Raw genomic sequence first — 19,860 nt, forward strand, 5'->3', positions numbered from 1 at the left:
TTAATTGCGGAGATAAAAAATATAATCAATAGTCGGTAGCTTTTCAATCCCGGCAAGCTTTAATTGCTGCCCAATTTGCGCCCTATGGTGTGTACCATGGTTAATTACCTGGGTTAAAATATCAACCAGTTTGTTTGAATATTCGGTACCGGCGGTGTTTTTATAAGTTAGGATCTTGTCGAAATCAGCAGGATTGAGGGCGCTTAAAAAGCTAAGCCATTCCTTGTAATAATAGTTTATTAATTCTTCAAATGGTGTTGTTTCTTTTGTTGGAAACAGGTCATTATCAGCAACCGATTCTTCTTTACAACGACTCAACCATCTTTGTTGGGCTGCCAACAGGTGAGCCATTAATTGCACCGGTTTTTCAGGATTGTTAGCTGTTCTGATAACTTCCAGTATTTGTTGATTAGCGTATTTGTCGTATTTAAATAGTTGAATAAAATGGTCTTTCATGGTAAATGAATTTTGTAGTAGCTAATATATTCCGGGAATCAAACGCGCAGTTTTTTTTTATTATTGTTCGTGCTGATCACCAAACTCAGTTATTAAGGCTTTTTCTTCAACAGCAATACGGTAAGTCAGCGCCAAAAATGTGGAGATGATAATGATTATACAGGATAGTATACTACCCTGGCATAACGCGATACTGCAAATAATCAGTATTAACCCTAAATAACTGGGATGCCTTACTGTTTTATACAAGCCTGTTGTTTTTAGTGTATGCGAGTCGACTATCGCCACATCAACCGTAAACATTTTGCCTAATTGTAAAATGGGCTATCCAGCGTATAATGAAACCAACGATGGCAACGCCGACACCAATATTCATTACCGTAATGACATAGGGGAAGCGCCAGACACCGTTTTCGGCAAAAATACCGCCTATGATTATGCTGCCGGTTATGACTATCCATAATAGGATGAGCGACCGTTTGTCGGATTGATTTTTTATCCCGCCTTTTTTCGATCTTTTTACCAGCAATAATATAATTTCTGACAGGCCAAAAACTTCTGCAATAGTGTAGTAAGACAGGTGCATGGTATTTTTATTAAAAATATCCCTCTAAAATAAACATTATTTGCGCTTGGGTGTTACTGTAAACGTTAACAATAACATAATATTAACAACATCATAAACATATATGCCCAACGTACCTTAGTATTGAACAATAAAACAAACTGTTATGAAATTCATCGTCAATTTATTCAACAGCTTACGTGAGTGGATGATCTTAAAAAGCATCAGATCTTCTTTTATTCATTAATTTTATTTTTACTAACGTTTCTTTTATACAATTATAATATACAATTTGGGCATTGTGTAGCTCATTTTAATGAAATCTGATATTCAGGATATTCCGTTTAACAAACAACTTTTCGGTGAAGACTTTATCTGGGGAGTATCAACCGCGGCAGTGCAAATTGAAGGTGCACATGATGCCGATGGTAAAGGCGCGTCTATCTGGGACGTTTTTACAGCCAAAAAAGGCAAGATATTAAACGGCCATCACCATCGTACTGCCACTGACTTTTATAATCGCTATCAAACCGATATCGATCTGATCAAACAGCTTAATATCCCAAACTTTAGGTTCTCTATATCGTGGTCACGTATTTTACCTGGCGGGACAGGAGTAATTAACCAGGCCGGTATTGATTATTATAACCGTATTATTAATTATTGCCTGGAGTTAGGAATACAGCCCTGGCTGACGCTATATCATTGGGACCTGCCGCATGAGTTAGAGTTACAAGGCGGTTGGACAAACCGGGCGGTTGTAAATTGGTTTATCGAATATGTTACCATCTGCGCCAACGCATTTGGCGATAGGGTAAAACATTGGATGGTAATGAATGAGCCGTCTGTATTTACAGGCGCAGGCTATTTTTTAGGTATTCATGCTCCCGGAAAAAAGGGAATGAAAAACTTTTTACCTGCTATTCATCATGCTGCTTTATGTATGGCAGCAGGGGCAAAAATATTACGTAAAATTTTGCCTGAAGCAGAAATTGGGACTACCTTTTCATGCTCGTACATTGAGCCATATTCTGATAAACCAAAGGATGTAGCTGCCGCCACACGAGTTGATGCACTGCTTAATCGTTTATTTATAGAGCCGATTTTAGGGTTAGGATACCCCACGGAACTTACCGTACTGAAAGGCATGGATAAATACATTTTACCCGGCGATGTGGATAACTTAAAGTTTGATTTTGACTTTATAGGAATTCAAAATTACACTCGCGAAATTGTGCAACATTCGTTTTTTACGCCGTATATACACGCAACTTTGGTTAAGGCCGAAAAACGCAAAGTATCTATAACCACAATGGGGTGGGAGGTTTACCCGGCGTCTATTTACCATATACTTAAAAAGTATAATCAGTATCCGCAGATAAAAAAAATATACCTAACCGAAAGCGGCGCTGCTTTTAAAGATGAGGTTACAGATAATAAAGTTGATGACCCTAAACGTGTTGAATACCTAAGGCAATACTTGCAACAGGTATTAAGAGCCAAAAACGAAGGCTTTAAAGTAGACGGTTATTTTATATGGACGCTAACCGATAATTTTGAATGGGCCGAAGGCTATCACCCGCGTTTTGGAATTATATATGTTGATTTTGAAACCCAGCAACGCATAGTAAAATCATCAGGGCAGTGGTACGCTGAGCTGCTGAGGTAGCTTGGCCGGTTATATACCCGTATTTATTGGCAAGCTTATATAAAATATGGTGCCATGGTTACTGCTATCAAACCATATTTTACCGTGCGATTTTTCCATGATCTGCTTGCAGATAGATAAACCCAGCCCAAACGATTTTTCGCCCACTGTACCCGGCCTTTGCGCGGTAGTAAACATATTGAACACCTGATCCTTTAATTTTTCGGGGATACCAATACCATTATCCAGCACCGAAACAATTACCTGGTCGGTTTCCTTAATAACCTTAACAAAAATTGGCGCGCCTGTTGGGCTAAATTTAATGGCATTGCTAATGAGGTTACTTATTACCCGCCAAATTTTTTCGCGGCTCATTAACAAGTGTAATGGGCTGCTTAAAGGTTCATAAAATATTTTCTGCCCCTTCTCTGATGCTTTAAAACGCAACAGTTCAACACTGTTATTCACCAGCGAATTGATCTCTACAGGTTCAAAGGCTAATTCAAGCGAGGATATATTTGTTGCTTCTAAAATCTCATTGATCAATTCGAGCGAGTTGTAGGATGTTTCTTTAACCAGGTTTATTAATTCTTTTTGTTCTTCTGTGTACTCATCATTAGCCATTATTGATGTTAAGGACGCTATACCACCTATGGGGTTGCGCAAATCGTGCGCTACGGTGCGTAATATTCGGTCCTTTTCCTGGCTGCTTAGTTTAAGCTCATTAAGCGCATGTTCCAATTCGCTGTTTTGCTTATTAATTTGCTGGTTAAGCAGATTAACTATCTGTATGTCTTTTTTAGATCTCCGCCAGTTTCTGTACACCAAAAAGATAATCATAAGAGCCATTATAGCGGCAAAAAATATTACGTATAACCAAATGCGTTGTATTTTATTATTGCCGCTTAATTGGTCTATTTGCTGTTGTTTTTCGTAGTTCTCCAGCTGTTTGTTGATGTCGCTTTCTTTTAGCAGATTCAGTTTTTTAATATTCGAATCTTTAACCGTATTGTACGTCTGCATGTAGCTTAATGCTTTAGGCAGATCTTTTTTACGAAGATAATAGTTGCTCATTAACTGGTTCCAATCTGCTTCAACATCCGGGTTTTTTAGACTGGTTTGTTGTATGCTTATCGCGTTTAACAGGCTAAATAACTCATCATCCCGGTTACGATCATAATAAAGCTTAGCCAGCTTTATCTCACTTAACGCGGCGTCATTGTTATCATGATCTTTTTGCAGGTTTATTTGTATACTCTTTTTTAGCATTTCAATAGCTTGCAGGTATTTGCCTTGCATAACTAATATTTCGGCTTTATTACCATAAACAACCCCCCGGGCTATTTCAATCATCTTGAGCCTGTCTTTAAACTGCGGTCCGTATTTGTTGATAAATTTTAAAGATCTGTCAAAATATATAATGGCGCTATCGGGTTGATTGCTGTGTTTATAGCTTAAGGCAATATTATCCAGCAACTCCTGTGAATGATAAAAAATTACAAACTCGCTGGGTGTAATGGTGTAATAGTTATAGCTTTTTTTAAAGTAGTCTTTAGCTAGTTTATAATTGCCCATTTTATAGGTTATCATACCCATGCGGTACATGTAGTCTGAAAGGGCAACCTGGTTTAAACTATTTCTTCCGATCAAATACCCCTGAAACAAATGCTGGTAGGCTTCACTATATTGCTGTAAGGCAAAGTTTGCATCGCCCAAGGCAAAATTTGCATCTATGTATAAGGCTGTATACTGTTTGGTCTTAATGCTTTGCTTGGCAATCATAAGCATGGTATCAGCATACAGGAGAGCTTTTTTACTATCACCAATGTTTTTTTTGTAATAGAAATAACGATACCCATATATTTGATACCTGTCTAAAAGCGTAAGATTATTTGAATGCTTTGCGGCCGAATCCAGCACATGTATTGCTTCTTTAACACGGTTGGTCCCGAAAAGGGTATCAACATGTTTTAGTATTCGTTTAAACTCGTCAGAATTGCCTAGCCGCTCTGTGTTTTGTTGTTGACAAGAAAAAATCAGCAGCACTAAACCAAACCACACATAGCGGCGAAAATATTTAGCAACTGAATAGTTTTCCTGGCAAATCAATTTTTACTAGTTATAGGTTATCAACAAATATAATACTCATGGGCATATAATAGCTATTGGCATAGGTTTATATTGTTTATTACTTAAAAGCCTCTTCACCGGTTATATCTAGCCCTGTTATCAGCAGATGAATATCATGCGTACCCTCATACGTAATTACCGATTCAAGGTTCATCATATGACGCATTATGGGGTACTCACCAGTTATGCCCATTCCGCCTAATATTTGCCTGGCTTCGCGGGCTATATTTATGGCAGTTTCAACACTGTTACGCTTAGCCATTGATATTTGGGCAGGTGTTGCCTTGTTTTCATTTTTTAAAGTGGCGAGGCGCCAAACCAGTAGTTGTGCTTTTGTTATTTCGGTTATCATTTCGGCCAGTTTTTTTTGTTGAAGCTGGAACGCGGCAATAGGCTTGCCAAATTGCTTACGCTCTTTAGCATAACGCAAGGCTGTATCGTAACAATCCATAGCAGCACCAATTGCGCCCCAGGCAATGCCATAGCGCGCCTGGTTAAGGCAGCCAAGTGGCCCTTTTAAGCCGGTAACATTGGGCAGCAGATTTTCTTTAGGCACTTTAACGTTATCAAATACCAACTCGCCGGTAGCCGATGCACGTAGCGACCATTTGTTATGTGTTTCAGGAGTTGAGAAACCTTTCATACCTCGTTCAACAATTAGCCCTTGTATTTTCCCTTGTTGATTTTTGGCCCAAACAATAGCTATATTAGCAAATGGCGCGTTTGATATCCACATTTTTGCGCCGTTTAATACATAATGGTCGCCGGCATCTTTAAAGTTAGTGGTCATGCCGCCTGGGTCAGAGCCATGGTCCGGCTCGGTCAGGCCAAAGCAGCCCATTAATTCGCCCGTTGCTAATTTGGGCAAGTATTTCATTTTCTGATCTTCGGACCCATAAGCATAAATAGGATACATCACCAATGATCCCTGTACTGAAGCGGTTGAGCGTATCCCAGAATCGCCCCGCTCAATTTCTTGCATGATCAGTCCGTAAGCCATATAGTCTAAGCCCAAACCACCATATTGGACGGGGATAGTAGGGCCAAAAGCACCAATCTCTGCCAATCCTTTCAAAAGTTGTTTCGGGAACTCAGCTCGTTGGGCATAACCTTCAATAATGGGGCTAACTTCTTTTTTTACCCAATCGCGCACGCTTTTACGTATCAGTTTATGTTCATCGGTAAGTAATTCATCCAGTTGATAATAATCCGGCGATTCGAAAAGATCAGTTTTTGCCATGAGGTAATTCTTTGTAGTAACAAATATAGACGATTGCATGGTTTGCCCAACCATTTAGCAGATCAACTCTTTACTATTTAACTAAAATGTTATTTTTGAGCTATGATTGTAGCCCTACATGGTGCGGAGTTTTTTGCCTATCACGGCTTTTACCCCGAAGAACAGAAATTAGGAAATTGTTTTATTGTTGATATGGAGGTTGAATTTACTCCGGCAGGCAATATAAGTGAGGATGATCTGTCTAATACTGTAAACTATGAGCAGCTTTATGATATTGCCTGCGAAGAAATGAAGCTACCCAAAAAGCTGATTGAAACTGTAGCCGAAGCAATTATCAACGAGATAAAAAAGCAATACACTTTTGTTGACCTGATAAAAGTGAGTATTAAAAAGCTAAACCCATTGGTTGGGGCAAAAACCAAATACTCGAGCGTTACATTAAATTATCAAAAAGGGTAGTAGTTATTTACTGTCGACTCAATTTTTTCGGGCCATTTTTGCTTGTTGGCAAATCTGGCGGCTTCGATACTCATGTTGCTAACTTTAGTAGGGTTGTTATATAAGCTTAGTACGGCTTCTTTTAGTTCGCTAATGGCAATAGCGGGCGACTCAACACTGCAGCGTATACCGTTATCATCACTTACCATTGCCGCTTGCCCATGCAGGTTAAGGGTAATAAGCGGCATGCCAAAAGCCATTGCTTCCATTACCTGCACACCATTCGAATCGCGCAGCGAGGTAAAAAAGAATACATCATGCGACTCATAATAACCGCGCACTTGTTCATAAGGTACTTTACCGGTTAGGCGTACGGTATTTTCTAAACCGTATTCTTTAATACAGTCCTCTATTTCCTGCTGCATTTCGCCGTGACCGACTACGGTTAATGTTATGCCGGGATAGTCTTTTAGCCGCTGCATTACCTCTAATACCAATAAAACCCCTTTACGCGGCATAAAACGGCCAACCCATAATAGTTTTAATTTGTCAGGTTGTGGTGATTTGATTTTAAGCGTTTTCGGGTAAAAGTTATCAGGTAGAGCTGTATCAAATGATATATGGCAGTTTTTTGCGCCTACAGATTTGGCCATATCCATGGTATCCTGGTTAGATACCAGTACAGCATGTGCTTTTTTTAACATATCCTTGCAGGCGGGGTTGTATTTAACTAGTATGTTACTAACCTTATCCCGTTTAATTTCTGATGCCCAATAGCCTTTAAAGTAGCTTTTAAAAGCTTCGGGTGCCTTTTGTCCGCCACCGGCAGGGCCAAAAATAAATGGGATATTCAGTTTATATAAAAATGATCCCATTTGTAAGCTGCCCCAGGTGGCATGGTGTGCAAGGTCGAATTTTAAATTTTCATGGAGCATCTTTGCTTTTTTGTAAGCCAGCCATTGCCATAGCATGTAATACATATAAATAGCCGGGCCGGGCGCATGGAACAATTTTTCTGTACCCATTGGCATAAAAATATAATGAAAGGTTACATTTTTTGATGCGGGGAAACTTTCAATACCGGCCTGGTTTACGCTCCTGGTTAAACAATGTACATGATAGCCTTTATCGGCTAAACCTAATGCCCAGTTCCAGCCATTACCATCTTCTGATCCCATTGACGGATCGCAGGCAAAAACAGATAGCAATAAATTTTTCATTTAACCAGTTTGAAAAAGAAGCGTAAGTATTAAAATATTACGAGTTAATTATACGTATAAAAATTAATTTATAGTGCATTATGCCTAGTTTTGATTTTTAACATTTTTATGATTTATAATAAAATAACAGAAGAACTATTAAACGCTATTAAGCAATTAATTGGTGATGACGCTGTTATAACCGCGCAGGCCGAAATAGAAAAATATAGCCATGATGAAACCGAGGACCTGCGTTATTATCCGGAAGTTGTGGCCAAACCAAAATCGACAGATGAGGTCGCTGCATTATTAAAGCTTTGCAATGAGCATTTAATACCTGTAACACCACGCGGGGCGGGTACGGGCTTGAGCGGCGGCGCGTTACCTATTATGGGTGGATTAGTCATCGCCATGGAACGCTTTAATAAAATATTAAATATTGACGAACAAAACCTACAGGCTACAGTAGAACCGGGTGTTATTACCGAGGAGTTTATGAACCAGATTGCCGCGAAGGGATTGTTATATCCTATTGACCCGGCAAGTAAGGGTAGTTGTTTTATCGGTGGCAATGTATCGCATGGCTCTGGTGGGCCAAGGGTGGTAAAGTATGGTACAATACGTGAGTATATATTGAATTTAGAGTTGGTTTTGCCATCCGGCGAGGTTATATGGACCGGTGCTAATACTTTAAAATATTCATCTGGTTATAATTTAACGCAACTCATTATTGGGTCAGAAGGTACATTGGGTATAGTCACCAAAATTGTGGTTAAGCTTATACCGGCACCAACGGTTGATGCTTTGATGATGGCTTCGTTTAACTCGAACGATGAAGCTTGCTCGGCGGTTTCGGCTATTTTTAGGGCAGGGATTATTCCATCAGCATTAGAGTTTATGGAACGCAAGGGAGTAGAGTGGGTGATAGAAAAGGACGGTATCGTTTTTGACCTGAAAGAAAATGACGCTGCCTTTTTATTGATAGAAGTAGACGGCAACAACCAGGACATAATGTTTACTGATTGCGAAAAGATAAATACGGTATTGGAAGAATTTGGCTGTACCAATGTGTTATTTGCAGAAACGGCAACTCAGAAGGAAGAATTATGGCACATAAGGCGCACTATGGGTGTATCAGTCAAATCAAACTCGGTTTATAAAGAAGAAGATACGGTTGTGCCGCGCGCCGCGCTACCCCAATTAATAAAAGGCATTAAAGCTACGGGTGCCAAATATGGCTTTGAGTCGGTTTGTTATGGCCATGCCGGTGATGGTAATCTACACGTTAACATTCTAAAGGCCAACATGAGCGATGATGACTGGAACACCAAATTAAAAGATGGCATCCGCGAAATATTTGAGCTAACGGTATCTTTAGGTGGCACATTATCCGGTGAGCATGGTATTGGCTTAGTGCAGAAAGAGTTTATGGACATTAAATACTCGCCTATACACTTTGAGTTATGGCGCGGAATAAAAAAGGTGTTCGATAAAAATTATATATTAAATCCCGGAAAAATATTTGATAAATAATATTCATTATTCAATAATTCACTCATTAATATGCAGTTGCCCTTACAATTTCAAATAACTGATGAAGAGCTATTAAAACTAGGTTTTGCTATTTTTTGTGGTGGTTTACTGGGTATGGAGCGCCAGTATAAAAACAAAACAGCAGGTTTCCGTACCATAATATTGATCACGTTAGGGTCGGCATTGTTTACCATGGTAGCGCAGAAAGCAGGTTTAGGCGTTAATATTAATGTTATTACCGGCATTGGCTTTATTGGTGCCGGTGTGGTTTTTAAAGATAACATTGGCGTAAGCGGCCTTACAACAGCGGCTGTTATATGGGTTGCAGCAGCTATAGGTATGGCTGCCGGGGCCGGCGATTATCCGCTGGCGTTAATAACAACTATCAGTACTTTATTAATATTGCTGCTTTTTTCTTTATTAGAAAGGTACATTGACAAAGTGCATCACGACAAGCTATTTATAATTGTTTTTGCTGATACTAATTATGAAAACCTGCTTTTGGTTGAAGAGATAATTAAAAAACATCAACTTAAATCAAGGCGTAGGCAGATCAATAAAATAGGAGAGTATTTGCAAGCCACAATCTTAGTAACCGGCAATTTGGAACATATTGCTCAATTAGATGAAAAGCTGCTGGTAATGTCGCAGATAAGGTCATTTTAATTGGGTAATACGTATGTCTGCTGTTTTACTATTGTCTTAGAAATATTAAATATTGCCTTAAAAAAAAGATAATATAGCTTAGTCCTATAATGCTGATCATTGGATTATTATTATTCATGATCTAAAGAGATCAAAACTTTTAAGCTAACCCAGCCTTATTAACTATTTGAGTATTTGCCGTATTTGTAATATATTTACCTAATACCAATTATTACGTGCCGGGGGAAAGTATGCTACCATATTTTATCGGAATACCTATCTATAAAAACATTTGCAAGGTTGTTTTCATCGGCCTTGCGTTTTTGTTTTTTAGCTATAAGAGCCATGCCCAAAGTTTGGGCGATCCTATTGTTCACATCACATTTGGGTCCGGAAGTTCTAGTTATGGGCCGCCGCTGGCTGCTGATTCGGGCACAACAACGTATAGATATAGTGGAAGCATATCACCCAATGATGGTGATTATAGTATCTTTAAAAGTACAGCTGGTTTAAATCGGGGATGGGTTTTTACAACAGACCATACTGGCGATAATGGGTATATGATGATAGTCAATGCCAGTTTTGCCCCGGGGCTTTTTTATACCCGCAATGTTAGTGGCTTATGTGGTAGTACTACCTACCAGTTTTCTGCATATATAAAAAATATTTTAAAAGGTAAAGGTATTTTACCTAACGTAAATTTTTCGATCGAAGCATTGGATGGTACGGTGTTGGGTGTCGGTGCTACCGGGAATATCCAGGCAGATAGTACCTGGAAGCAATTTCCATTTACATTTACCACACCAGCAACCGCGCAAACCATCGTTTTAAAAATGACTAACAACGCGCCGGGGGGCGGCGGTAATGATATTGCTATTGATGATATAACGTTTAGCCCGTATGGCTCGCAGGTAACTGCGCAGTTTGAACAGGCAAATACGATTTTTTGCTTGGCTTCACCGCAACCTATAACTATTAAAACTATAACGCCGCTTGATCCTAATTATGCGCAAAAGTTCCAGGCCAATATAAATGGTGTCTGGGTAGATCAGGGGCCGGCGGGCACGGCTTCGTCATTTAGTTTTTTATCGCCAACTGTTGCCGGCTCATACTCTTATCGTGTAGTTAAAAGCGATGCGGGCAATATTAACACTTCCAGCTGTGTTGTGTCATCAAATCAGTTAAATATAACCGTATTGCCTTTACCTGTACCCGTATTTTCGGTGGCTGATACTACTTGTCAGAGTGATTCTGTCGTATTTAAAGATCAATCTATCGCGCAGGGGTCAGCCGTTGCTTCATGGCTATGGAGTTTTGGCGATGGGCAAACATCTGTTAAAAAAAAACCATCTCACCTTTATGCAAACGGGGGAAATTATACGGTAAAATTAACAGTGACCAATAATAGCGGCTGCATATCATCAACTACCGCCACTAAAATTATTCATATTATTTCGCAGGTTAATACATCGTTTAGTTATTCTACACCCGATTGTGAAACAAAGGCCGTAACTTTTACAGATGCATCGGTCCCGGTAGAAGGTAATATTACTTCGCGCGAATGGGACTATGGCGATAGTATAAAAGAAACCAGGCCCGATAATTTGCCTTTTCAGCATACTTTTGCCAAATCAGGTAGTTACCCGGTAAAACTTTTAATTACTACCGATAAAGGGTGTATATCAACCTTAACCAAAACAGTTATAATAAACCCTTTACCAATAGTTAACTTTGGCATACCTCCAACATGTACAGAAGACTATTCTAAATTTACAGACAGCACTACTGTAGCCAACGGTACTAGCCTTACTTATTTATGGAATTTTGGTGATGCTAATTCAAATGCCGGCAATCCTAATACATCAACTCAACAAAACCCCGTGCACCGGTTTATTGTTGCGCAGAACTACCTGATTACGCTTACGGTTACATCAGTAAATGGTTGCCAGGTTACCAGAACCAAATCGTTTATGGTAAATGGGTCAAACCCAACGGCTGCTTATAATGTGTTAAATTCCAATTATTTGTGTAGTAATCGGGAGGTTTTTTTTGTTAATCATTCGTACACCACACCCGGAAAGATCACCAAAATAAAATGGTATTTTGATAGCAGCGATACCACTGTACAGCTAACCGATAATAATACTTATGCAGGCAAGTTATACCCGCATAAATATCCTGCGGTTACTTTCCCCCAGGCATCAAAAAACTATACGGTACGTATGGTAGCTTATTCGGGCGGCAGATGCCCATCAGTCCCTCTTGATACAACTATCACCATACTTGCAACACCAGTGTTGACTTTTACTCCGCCAGACTCTGTATGCCTCAATAATGGCCCTATCCAGTTTAATGCTACAGAGAGTACGGGCATTGCCGGGGCGGCTGTTTATTCGGGCCCGGGAGTGAGTGCTTTGGGTAAATTTGATCCGGCCATGGCGGGTATTGGCGATGTAACTGTAAAATGTATTTTTACTGCGAACGGGGCAGCTTGTGCCGATACACTAACACGTGTTATTAATGTTAAGCCTATACCTACTGTAAATGCCGGTGACGATGTAGCTATATTGGCAGGAAATACAACTATGCTGCATGCAACTGCCACTGGCAGCAATATTACTTATTCATGGTCGCCTGCTACCGGGTTGAGTAATAGTACCATTCCCGACCCGGTTGTTACACCAATGATAAATACTACCTATACACTAACTGTTACCAATAGTTTTGGCTGCTCTGTAAGTGATATGGTTACGGTTACAGCATTGCAGCCACCTGTTATACCTAATGCGTTTACGCCAAACGGCGATGGTATTAATGACCTTTGGATAATTAAATACCTGGATACCTATACCGATTGCACAGTGGATATATTTAATCGTAACGGCCAAAAAATATATACGTCAACAGGTTACACAACAGCGTGGGACGGGCGATTTAACGGGGGCAATATGCCTATAGGGGTTTACTATTATGTTATCAATCCAAAACACGGGCGAAAATCAATATCCGGCTATGTTACAATAATCAGGTAAAAATAAAGCTGGACCCAAATAAATGAACCCGGCTACCCATAATTAACATACTTAACTTTAACCGATATTAAGATATTTTGTTACCAAGACCAAATAAGTTGAGACATGATTGTTTAATCAAAGAAAGGTAAGTAAAACCATATTTCAATACCTATTATTGGGGTATTTTGGTATGTACCTACAGCAATGGTAAATTATGCAACCGATGTTGTTTGCCCCGGAGGTGAGATCATGGTATCAATAAACTCCCCAATGGCTTTTAATGTGTAAATATCCAGATAGTCTTCATTCCGCTGCATCCATTCGGTACCTATTTTGTACAGCATGGCTGCTTTTCCGTTTATCTTAACTTTCCATACACGCCAGTTTTTAAAATAGCCTGTAGTTATTTCAATTAATTGTGTGGTGCCATCGGCTAACTTCAATTTATAATTCATGTTGCGAATGATTTAAATAATGAATAGTCCGTTTTTCTTCAAATAGTGGCGTTTAAGATTGTCGACTTATATTATGCAAACATATACGTTGTAATGCAAGCAATATTGTGTTTTGTTATGTTAAATGTCGGTCAAAAAAAGCAAATAAACAATAAACCCCAATAAATGAATGAATTAAAAAAGCAAACAGTTATTAGGGTTAGTTATTTAAGGAATGTTATTCCCTTATCCAGATATTTCTATAGCTAATTGGCGCGCTTTTATCGCCATGCGCCTGTAACCTAAGTGATGCAGGGCCATGTGCTGTGTACACATGTTTAACGCCTGTAGATGTGGCACCTTCAATGGCAACATTGTTTTGCACCAACACGCCGTTAAAAAATATGGTAACACGTCCGGGATTACTTACGGTGCCGTCTGTATTAAATTCGGGTGCAGAATAAGCAATATCATACCTGTTCCACTCGCCTGCTTTTTTTGCAGGGTTTGCTAACGGGATAGACTCCCTGTATACGCTGCCGGCCATACCGTTAGTGTAGGTTTTGTTATCGTTGTTGTAAGTATCTAATACCTGTATCTCATATTTACCGGATAAAAATATACCACTATTACCCCTTGCCTGGCCGGTACCGGTAATATCAGCAGGGATCTTCCACTCAATATGTAATTGAAAGCTGGTGAATTTTTTTTTGGTCTCAATATCGCCAACGGCTTTATCTACAGTTAAAATATCGTTTGCAACTACCCATTTTGCGGCTGATTGGTCTTTGCTGGTCACCCATTCGTCAAGGTTTTTTCCGTCAAATAATATGATAGCATCTGATGGTGCATTGGAGAAGGATTTACCCGGGGTTACCACATTAGGTACAGGTGTAAATATCTCTGCATTAGTTGGGTTTGCCGAACTCAAATTTGCCTGTTTTATAATAGCTGATGTTGTTTGGCCATAAGCTATTGGCGATAAAAATAACAGCGCAACTGTTAAGATTTGATTGTATTTCATGAAAATTAGTTTTGATTGGTGCTTTATAATTGTTTTGCATCAAATCTATAAGATTTTCAATTATATGATGGGTGTTTTTTTATTTATAGCGTATATTTTACACTGTGACATGCCACATTTAGTAAGTTTTTTGTAAAAACCAATAACCAAAACAGGAATAGTCACGTATACACAATTGTATTAACAGATTAATGATATGGAATTTTAGACAAAAACCCTTACCCCGAAAAACCTGTAGGATTAGTAATACTAAATTGGGTAGCTGCAATTATATTGATAGTTGATTTGCTTTGGTGCATATCTTAAAATAAGTTCCTTTAATAAAAAGCCACTGATTTTATTAATTAGTGGCTTTTTTATGAATTAACATTTAAAAAAAATAAAGTTTTTAGTTACTTTACCACATATTAGGTATTTACAATGAAATCATTTTCAAAATTATTTTGCGCGGCCGCTCTTATTGGCGTGGGTGCAGTTTGTTTTTCTTTCCGTAACAAAACAGCCATACAACCACACCATTATGACCATATTATATTGGTGATGGAAGAAAATCATGGCTATGATGAAGTAGTAGGATCGCCTAATGCACCTTATATCAGTGAGCTGGCTCAGCAAGGTGCTTTGTTTACCAATTCGCACGGGGTAACGCACCCAAGCCAACCTAATTATTTGGCTATATATTCTGGTAATGTACAAGGTGTAATAGGCGATGAGTCTTTAGAAGCCAGAACGCCTTATACCACATCAAATTTAGGTGCCTCATTAATAAAGCACGGATTAACTTTTAAAGGTTATGCTCAAACCATGCCATCAGTAGGTTATTTGCAGAGCTACTTCAAAAAAAGTGAATTAACAAATGCTTCATTATATGCCCGTAAACATGTTCCTTGGGTTAACTGGCTGGGCGATAAAGAAAATAACATATCACCATCATTAAGCTTGCCTATGGAGCAATTCCCGAAGGATTTTACTAAGCTACCAACCGTTGCTTTTGTTGTCCCGGATATGGATTATGATATGCATAATATTGGTGAGCCCGGTGATGCTGCGTCTATACAAAGAGGAGACAAATGGTTAAAAGATAATTTAGGCGCTTACGCAGAGTGGGCCAAAAAAAATAATAGCCTGTTAATAGTGACTTTTGATGAGGATGATTTTAAACCGGTAAATCACGTCCCTACAATTTTTGTCGGTGCGGGTATTAATCCGGGTAAGTATAATGAGAAGATAAATCATTATAATATACTACATACCATAATGTCTATTTATAACCTGCCAATATCTGATACTACTAAAGCAACCGTTATTACTGATGTTTGGAAGAAATAGCAGCATTATTCTAATTGAGGCTCTAAATCTTAACCTCTTTCCACCTTCCTTTTTTAAAGTAATACCAGGCTGTTAATGCCAACAACGTTTCGGCAATTGGTATGGATATAAAGGCACCGGTTGCTTTCATATCCAAATGTTTGGATAGGTACCAGGCCAAAGGTATTTGTATAACCCAAAAGCATATAAAATTTATCCAGGTTGGGGTTTTGGTATCGCCTGCGCCATTCAAAGCCTGGGTCATCACCATGCCGATCCCGTAAAAAATATAGGCCGATCCAAATATTTGTAAAGCCTGTACACCATATTTTATAACGGCCGCATCCTGCGTAAATATGCGGATGATAGGGTTAGAGAAGAATATAAATAAAACCATTACTAACCCCATAAATATGGCGTTGTATTTTGCGGTTATTAATACGCTTTGTTCGGCCCGTCCAATCTCTTTAGCTCCCAGGTTTTGGCCTACCAACGTGGCCGCCGCGTTGCTTAATCCCCAAGCGGGTAAAATAAAGAAAACTACATTGCGTATAGCCACCTGGTAACCTGCTGACGCGGCTGTTCCGCCAGTTTCGGCTACTAAGCGTGCTACCACTATCCAACTGCCGCTGGCGATAATAAACTGTAAAGTAGCGGGCCAGGCAATATTGATGATTGTTTTAATGATAGGTGCGTCAAAATTAAAATGCCGGGCGGTAAACTTTACTATACCGTTGCCCTTTACCAGGTGATAACATTGGTAAAGCACTCCAGAAGTTCGCCCGGTAACGGTTGCTATTGCCGCGCCCTTTAATCCGAAGAAATGTATCAAGATAGGGCATAAGATGATATTGACGAAGCTGGCTATCCACAAACTTTTCATAGCCATGGCAGCATTACCGGCACCCCTGAAGATGCCATTGATAAGGAAGATGAGTATAATAACCAGGCTGCCGCCAAACATAATGCGGGTAAATATGGCCCCATCAGCAACCACGGCCGGGCTGGCACCCATCAAGCCTAAAATATCACCGGCATATATCATCCCTACAATAGTTAAAACTGCCGAAATTATAAAAGCGATAATGATAGATTGCGCGCCTGCGTGTGCCGCACTATCCGGATTCTTCTCACCTATACGACGGGCAACAATGGCCGCCGCCCCGGTACTTAAACCAATAGCAATAGAATAAACTATTGTAATAACAGACTCGGTTAACCCAACACTGGCAATAGCATTTTCGCCTAGTTTGCTTACAAAGAATATATCAACCAGGGCAAATACACTCTCCAGGCTAAGCTCCAGTATCATAGGTATAGCCAACAGGAACACAGCTTTGCGGATACTGCCTATGGTATAATCTTGTTCTTCGCCGTTAAGTGACAGGCGAATTGCCGAAATAATATTTTTAATGGTCATGATGGTGATAAATGTATTGGTAAAGCCTTTTTGTCGGCTACTATATCAAGACCTTACAAGAATAACCATTCAGGTTTAATATTTCTATTATCTTTTCGGGGATGACCGTCTTTGCTTCAACTCTCAAAATATTATCGCAGTCTTCCAGATCAAAGTTAACCCGGCTATCAGGGAAATGATCAAGCACTTGTCGAATTAGTGTTTCGGCAAGTTCGGTCCCATTAACGTTTGTTTTAAAAACTTCGACTATCATAAAAGGCATGATGTTATTTATTTCTGGCTATCATCATAATTAACCATCCATTGTACGCCAAATTTGTCAACCAGCATACCAAACCATGCGCCCCATGATGCTTTAGAAAGCGGCGCCATTACCTGGCCGCCAACTGCAAGGCCATCAAAAATGCGGTTTGCCTCAGCTATATCCGTAGGGTCAATAGCTATTGAAAAGTTATTGCCGGTAGTTAAAGTATGTCCCATTGATTCCAGTGCGTCGGTACCCATTAATAAGCTGTCGCCGATAGGCAGTGCAACGTGCATTGTTTTCTCTTTGTCCTCAGCCGACATTTTTTCGCCATGTTCTGTGTCTTTAAAGTGTATAAGCGCCTTAAACTCGCCGCCAAATACAGATTTGTAAAAATTGAAAGCTTCTTCGGTATTACCCAAAAAGTTTAAGTACGGATTGATCTTTGCCATGATTGTGTTGTCTTAGTTGTTTTTGATAAGGCTAAGGTAGGCTCAATTTTTGAAATCTATAGTGGGTATAAATGTCAACCTTGGGGGGTATTCGAGACATTTTTTTATATTTATCCGTCACTAAATTAAATCGACATGATACAACTAGGCATTTTATTGACTAACAGATACCGGTTATTAAGCGTTGCAGCTATACTGGATGTTTTTGAAAGTGTTAACCAATTTTATATTATTGATAAAAAGGACCCGGTATTTAATATTACGCTTTTTAGTGCCGATGAGTTGAATAAAGACAAAGCTATTGAGTTTAACGGTTACCAAGTTCAATCTATTTACACCTCGGCAATGCAAAATCTTATATTCATCCCCGCATTTGGTACGGCTGATATTGGGTTGGCTATACAGGAGAATCATAAATACATACCCTGGCTGCAGCAACAGTTTAAAGCAGGGGCAGAGCTGGCTTGCGTATGTACCGGCGCGTTTTTATTAGGTGCTACCGGTTTGCTAAACGGCCGACCGGCAACAACCCATGTTGATGCTTGTAAACAATTTGCAACCGCTTTTCCCACCGTAAAGCTACAGGCCGATAAAGTTGTTACCGGCGATGGCGGCCTTTATACCAGCGGCGGCTCAACCTCTAGCTTTCATTTAATGCTGCATTTACTGCAAAAGTATTGCGGTAAGGATATTGCTGCGCGTACCGCTAAACTATTCTCTATCGATATGGATAGGGAACATCAAACCTATTTCAGCACATTTTCGCCATTGCAAGTACATAATGATAACCTGGTAACTATGGCCCAACAACGTATTGAGGCCGATTACCAAAGTACAGGTACTATTGAAGAATTAATAAAAGAGATCCCCGGTAGCAGGCGTAACATTGCCCGCCGATTTAAACAGGTAACCGGCATTACACCGATAGAATACCTGCAAAAAACACGCATCGAAGCCGCCAAAAAGCTGTTGGTAGAAACCAACCAGCAAATGACGGAGGTGATGCTCAACTCAGGCTATAGCGACCCTAAAGCGTTCCGTAAAATATTTAGAAAAACAGTGGGGATGACACCAACCGGGTATCGGGAGAAGTTTTATATGGGATGATTCTTTAGTGGCAGCAGCAGTTGCAAAGTAGCAGATATATACTGCCGCTAAAAACTGCAACTGCTACTTGAACTTACTCTCCCCATGCCGTGATCATCAAACTGCGCTCGCCGCCATAATTACGGTGTTCGCATAAATAGATGCCTTGCCATATCCCCAATGCAAACCTGCCGTTACGTATGGGTATAGTTACCGAGCTACCCAGTAATGCAGCCTTTAAGTGCGCGGGCATATCATCGGGGCCTTCGTCATCGTGCAGGTAGTCGGGGTCGTTTTCTGGTACAGCTTTGCTAAAATACATCTCAAAATCTTTCCTTACGGTTGGGTCGGCATTTTCATTAATGGTTAATGAAGCCGATGTATGCTGAATAAACACCTGGCAAATACCGGCTTTAAACTCGCGTATCTGGGGTAAAGCCTCTAAAACTTCGGCAGTTATTAAATGGAAACCCCGCCTGCGCTGGCTAAGTTGTATTTGTTGCTGATGTATTTTCATGATAGTATGCTGCAAATTAATGCAATAACCATGCAAATATTAATATTGGATGTTGTAATTTAGTAAAAACCTTTATCATGAACATTTTAACTTTTTTTGAATTTGGAGTGTCTGAAACAATGCTGATATGCTTTGCACTGATTTTCCCGTTGTTAACCATCTTTTGTCTGGTAGATATTATCAGGGCTGATTTTAAAGACTCTACCACTAAATTAATATGGGTGCTTGTAGTTTTATTTGCTCCGTTTCTTGGGTCTATTCTCTATTTAATCATTGGCCGAAAAACTAAAGTAATAACTCCCTGATACTTGGATTATCATTAAGTTGTAACTATCAATGCTATATCGGGTCTAAATGATATAAGTATTATAATATGCGCTATTTTCTTTGTTTATTATTACCACCGCTGGCGGTATTTAGCACAGGTAGGATAGGTGCCTTTATCCTCAATCTGTTTTTAACGCTGTTTTTTTGGATACCGGGAGTAATACACGCCGTATTGGTAAC

Annotated in this window: 20 protein-coding genes and 1 pseudogene; 9 read left to right on the plus strand and 12 right to left on the minus strand. The window is 39.6% G+C overall.

All coding sequences use genetic code 11. The annotated features are described in order from the left end of the window. Genes JWQ34_RS11485 through JWQ34_RS11495 form a run of 3 tightly spaced genes read right to left on the minus strand, consistent with a single transcriptional unit; the run spans position 1 to position 1,042 of the window. Complete coding sequence (locus JWQ34_RS11485; RefSeq protein ID WP_299357408.1) at positions 1-456, minus strand: DinB family protein; 456 nt, start codon at positions 454-456, stop codon at positions 1-3. A 60-nt stretch (positions 457-516) separates the two neighbouring features. Then, complete coding sequence (locus JWQ34_RS11490) at positions 517-759, minus strand: isoprenylcysteine carboxylmethyltransferase family protein (RefSeq protein WP_299357409.1); 243 nt, start codon at positions 757-759, stop codon at positions 517-519. Then, positions 746-1,042, minus strand: coding sequence for a hypothetical protein (locus tag JWQ34_RS11495; RefSeq protein ID WP_299357410.1), 297 nt, complete (start codon positions 1,040-1,042; stop codon positions 746-748). Before JWQ34_RS11495 ends, JWQ34_RS11490 begins: the two co-directional genes overlap by 14 nt. A gap of 295 nt (positions 1,043-1,337) precedes the next feature. Here JWQ34_RS11495 and JWQ34_RS11500 point away from each other — a divergent pair, with 295 nt between their 5' ends. Beyond that, positions 1,338-2,690 (plus strand): GH1 family beta-glucosidase, encoded by a 1,353-nt coding sequence (locus tag JWQ34_RS11500; RefSeq protein WP_299357411.1) that lies wholly within the window; start codon positions 1,338-1,340, stop codon positions 2,688-2,690. Between the two features lie 9 nt (positions 2,691-2,699). Here JWQ34_RS11500 and JWQ34_RS11505 read toward each other — a convergent pair whose 3' ends face one another. Both JWQ34_RS11505 and JWQ34_RS11510 read right to left on the minus strand, forming a co-directional pair. Beyond that, on the minus strand, positions 2,700-4,778 hold the full coding sequence (locus JWQ34_RS11505; protein WP_299357412.1) for a tetratricopeptide repeat-containing sensor histidine kinase: 2,079 nt from the start codon (positions 4,776-4,778) through the stop codon (positions 2,700-2,702). Between the two features lie 79 nt (positions 4,779-4,857). Continuing rightward, complete coding sequence (locus JWQ34_RS11510; RefSeq protein ID WP_299357413.1) at positions 4,858-6,039, minus strand: acyl-CoA dehydrogenase family protein; 1,182 nt, start codon at positions 6,037-6,039, stop codon at positions 4,858-4,860. Between the two features lie 102 nt (positions 6,040-6,141). On the opposite strand from JWQ34_RS11510, the gene folB reads away from it, so the two are divergent. Beyond that, on the plus strand, positions 6,142-6,498 hold the full coding sequence (gene folB / locus JWQ34_RS11515) for a dihydroneopterin aldolase (RefSeq protein WP_299357414.1): 357 nt from the start codon (positions 6,142-6,144) through the stop codon (positions 6,496-6,498). On the opposite strand, the gene JWQ34_RS11520 is transcribed toward folB, so the two are convergent. Then, positions 6,486-7,697 (minus strand): glycosyltransferase family 4 protein, encoded by a 1,212-nt coding sequence (locus JWQ34_RS11520; protein ID WP_299357415.1) that lies wholly within the window; start codon positions 7,695-7,697, stop codon positions 6,486-6,488. The two genes, folB and JWQ34_RS11520, sit on opposite strands and share 13 nt — an antisense overlap. 108 nt (positions 7,698-7,805) lie before the next feature. Between JWQ34_RS11520 and JWQ34_RS11525 the strand changes: the two genes are divergently transcribed. The 3 genes from JWQ34_RS11525 to JWQ34_RS11535 all read left to right on the plus strand — a co-directional run bounded on the left by JWQ34_RS11525 (position 7,806) and on the right by JWQ34_RS11535 (position 12,886). Beyond that, the gene (locus JWQ34_RS11525; RefSeq protein WP_299357416.1) at positions 7,806-9,209 is read left to right on the plus strand and encodes an FAD-linked oxidase C-terminal domain-containing protein; all 1,404 of its coding nucleotides are present in this window, start codon (positions 7,806-7,808) and stop codon (positions 9,207-9,209) included. A 30-nt stretch (positions 9,210-9,239) separates the two neighbouring features. After that, a complete protein-coding gene (locus JWQ34_RS11530) occupies positions 9,240-9,875 on the plus strand; it encodes an MgtC/SapB family protein (RefSeq protein WP_299357417.1) in 636 nt (211 codons plus the stop codon). A 230-nt stretch (positions 9,876-10,105) separates the two neighbouring features. Continuing rightward, a complete protein-coding gene (locus JWQ34_RS11535; RefSeq protein ID WP_299357418.1) occupies positions 10,106-12,886 on the plus strand; it encodes a PKD domain-containing protein in 2,781 nt (926 codons plus the stop codon). A 194-nt stretch (positions 12,887-13,080) separates the two neighbouring features. Here JWQ34_RS11535 and JWQ34_RS11540 read toward each other — a convergent pair whose 3' ends face one another. Next, positions 13,081-13,323 (minus strand): hypothetical protein, encoded by a 243-nt coding sequence (locus JWQ34_RS11540; protein WP_299357419.1) that lies wholly within the window; start codon positions 13,321-13,323, stop codon positions 13,081-13,083. A gap of 217 nt (positions 13,324-13,540) precedes the next feature. Beyond that, on the minus strand, positions 13,541-14,326 hold the full coding sequence (locus JWQ34_RS11545; RefSeq protein WP_299357420.1) for a DUF1080 domain-containing protein: 786 nt from the start codon (positions 14,324-14,326) through the stop codon (positions 13,541-13,543). Positions 14,327-14,746: 420 nt separating this feature from the next. On the opposite strand from JWQ34_RS11545, the gene JWQ34_RS11550 reads away from it, so the two are divergent. Beyond that, positions 14,747-15,655: an alkaline phosphatase family protein gene (locus JWQ34_RS11550; RefSeq protein WP_299357421.1), complete on the plus strand. Its 909-nt coding sequence runs from the start codon at positions 14,747-14,749 to the stop codon at positions 15,653-15,655. A gap of 22 nt (positions 15,656-15,677) precedes the next feature. Here the strand turns inward: JWQ34_RS11550 and JWQ34_RS11555 are convergent, their stop codons facing one another. From JWQ34_RS11555 to JWQ34_RS11565, 3 genes are read right to left on the minus strand one after another with little or no spacing between them, the layout of a single operon-like run. Further along, on the minus strand, positions 15,678-17,054 hold the full coding sequence (locus JWQ34_RS11555) for an MATE family efflux transporter (RefSeq protein WP_299357422.1): 1,377 nt from the start codon (positions 17,052-17,054) through the stop codon (positions 15,678-15,680). Positions 17,055-17,094: 40 nt separating this feature from the next. Next, the gene (locus tag JWQ34_RS11560) at positions 17,095-17,316 is read right to left on the minus strand and encodes a hypothetical protein (RefSeq protein WP_299357423.1); all 222 of its coding nucleotides are present in this window, start codon (positions 17,314-17,316) and stop codon (positions 17,095-17,097) included. An 8-nt stretch (positions 17,317-17,324) separates the two neighbouring features. Continuing rightward, the gene (locus JWQ34_RS11565; RefSeq protein ID WP_299357424.1) at positions 17,325-17,750 is read right to left on the minus strand and encodes a VOC family protein; all 426 of its coding nucleotides are present in this window, start codon (positions 17,748-17,750) and stop codon (positions 17,325-17,327) included. 135 nt (positions 17,751-17,885) lie between these two features. Here JWQ34_RS11565 and JWQ34_RS11570 point away from each other — a divergent pair, with 135 nt between their 5' ends. Next, positions 17,886-18,857 (plus strand): GlxA family transcriptional regulator, encoded by a 972-nt coding sequence (locus JWQ34_RS11570; protein WP_299357425.1) that lies wholly within the window; start codon positions 17,886-17,888, stop codon positions 18,855-18,857. A gap of 73 nt (positions 18,858-18,930) precedes the next feature. On the opposite strand, the gene JWQ34_RS11575 is transcribed toward JWQ34_RS11570, so the two are convergent. Continuing rightward, complete coding sequence (locus JWQ34_RS11575) at positions 18,931-19,353, minus strand: secondary thiamine-phosphate synthase enzyme YjbQ (RefSeq protein ID WP_299357426.1); 423 nt, start codon at positions 19,351-19,353, stop codon at positions 18,931-18,933. A gap of 119 nt (positions 19,354-19,472) precedes the next feature. Here JWQ34_RS11575 and JWQ34_RS19145 point away from each other — a divergent pair, with 119 nt between their 5' ends. After that, complete coding sequence (locus JWQ34_RS19145) at positions 19,473-19,658, plus strand: PLDc N-terminal domain-containing protein (RefSeq protein ID WP_367278612.1); 186 nt, start codon at positions 19,473-19,475, stop codon at positions 19,656-19,658. A gap of 68 nt (positions 19,659-19,726) precedes the next feature. Then, positions 19,727-19,852 (plus strand): annotated as a pseudogene (locus tag JWQ34_RS19150) (YqaE/Pmp3 family membrane protein); the annotation flags it as partial. Positions 19,853-19,860 lie beyond the last annotated feature (8 nt).

Source organism: Mucilaginibacter sp., from assembly GCF_028288185.1.
Classification (GTDB): domain Bacteria; phylum Bacteroidota; class Bacteroidia; order Sphingobacteriales; family Sphingobacteriaceae; genus Mucilaginibacter.

Excerpts from the sequence above, each read along its gene's own strand:
- JWQ34_RS11485 (WP_299357408.1), bottom strand. The coding sequence starts at position 456 with ATGAAAGACCATTTTATTCAACTATTTAAATACGACAAATACGCTAAT.
- JWQ34_RS11490 (WP_299357409.1), bottom strand. The coding sequence starts at position 759 with ATGTTTACGGTTGATGTGGCGATAGTCGACTCGCATACACTAAAAACA.
- JWQ34_RS11495 (WP_299357410.1), bottom strand. The coding sequence starts at position 1,042 with ATGCACCTGTCTTACTACACTATTGCAGAAGTTTTTGGCCTGTCAGAA.
- JWQ34_RS11500 (WP_299357411.1), top strand. The coding sequence starts at position 1,338 with ATGAAATCTGATATTCAGGATATTCCGTTTAACAAACAACTTTTCGGT.
- JWQ34_RS11510 (WP_299357413.1), bottom strand. The coding sequence starts at position 6,039 with ATGGCAAAAACTGATCTTTTCGAATCGCCGGATTATTATCAACTGGAT.
- folB (WP_299357414.1), top strand. The coding sequence starts at position 6,142 with ATGATTGTAGCCCTACATGGTGCGGAGTTTTTTGCCTATCACGGCTTT.
- JWQ34_RS11520 (WP_299357415.1), bottom strand. The coding sequence starts at position 7,697 with ATGAAAAATTTATTGCTATCTGTTTTTGCCTGCGATCCGTCAATGGGA.
- JWQ34_RS11525 (WP_299357416.1), top strand. The coding sequence starts at position 7,806 with ATGATTTATAATAAAATAACAGAAGAACTATTAAACGCTATTAAGCAA.
- JWQ34_RS11530 (WP_299357417.1), top strand. The coding sequence starts at position 9,240 with ATGCAGTTGCCCTTACAATTTCAAATAACTGATGAAGAGCTATTAAAA.
- JWQ34_RS11535 (WP_299357418.1), top strand. The coding sequence starts at position 10,106 with ATGCTACCATATTTTATCGGAATACCTATCTATAAAAACATTTGCAAG.
- JWQ34_RS11540 (WP_299357419.1), bottom strand. The coding sequence starts at position 13,323 with ATGAATTATAAATTGAAGTTAGCCGATGGCACCACACAATTAATTGAA.
- JWQ34_RS11545 (WP_299357420.1), bottom strand. The coding sequence starts at position 14,326 with ATGAAATACAATCAAATCTTAACAGTTGCGCTGTTATTTTTATCGCCA.
- JWQ34_RS11550 (WP_299357421.1), top strand. The coding sequence starts at position 14,747 with ATGAAATCATTTTCAAAATTATTTTGCGCGGCCGCTCTTATTGGCGTG.
- JWQ34_RS11555 (WP_299357422.1), bottom strand. The coding sequence starts at position 17,054 with ATGACCATTAAAAATATTATTTCGGCAATTCGCCTGTCACTTAACGGC.
- JWQ34_RS11560 (WP_299357423.1), bottom strand. The coding sequence starts at position 17,316 with ATGCCTTTTATGATAGTCGAAGTTTTTAAAACAAACGTTAATGGGACC.
- JWQ34_RS11565 (WP_299357424.1), bottom strand. The coding sequence starts at position 17,750 with ATGGCAAAGATCAATCCGTACTTAAACTTTTTGGGTAATACCGAAGAA.
- JWQ34_RS11570 (WP_299357425.1), top strand. The coding sequence starts at position 17,886 with ATGATACAACTAGGCATTTTATTGACTAACAGATACCGGTTATTAAGC.
- JWQ34_RS11575 (WP_299357426.1), bottom strand. The coding sequence starts at position 19,353 with ATGAAAATACATCAGCAACAAATACAACTTAGCCAGCGCAGGCGGGGT.
- JWQ34_RS19145 (WP_367278612.1), top strand. The coding sequence starts at position 19,473 with ATGCTGATATGCTTTGCACTGATTTTCCCGTTGTTAACCATCTTTTGT.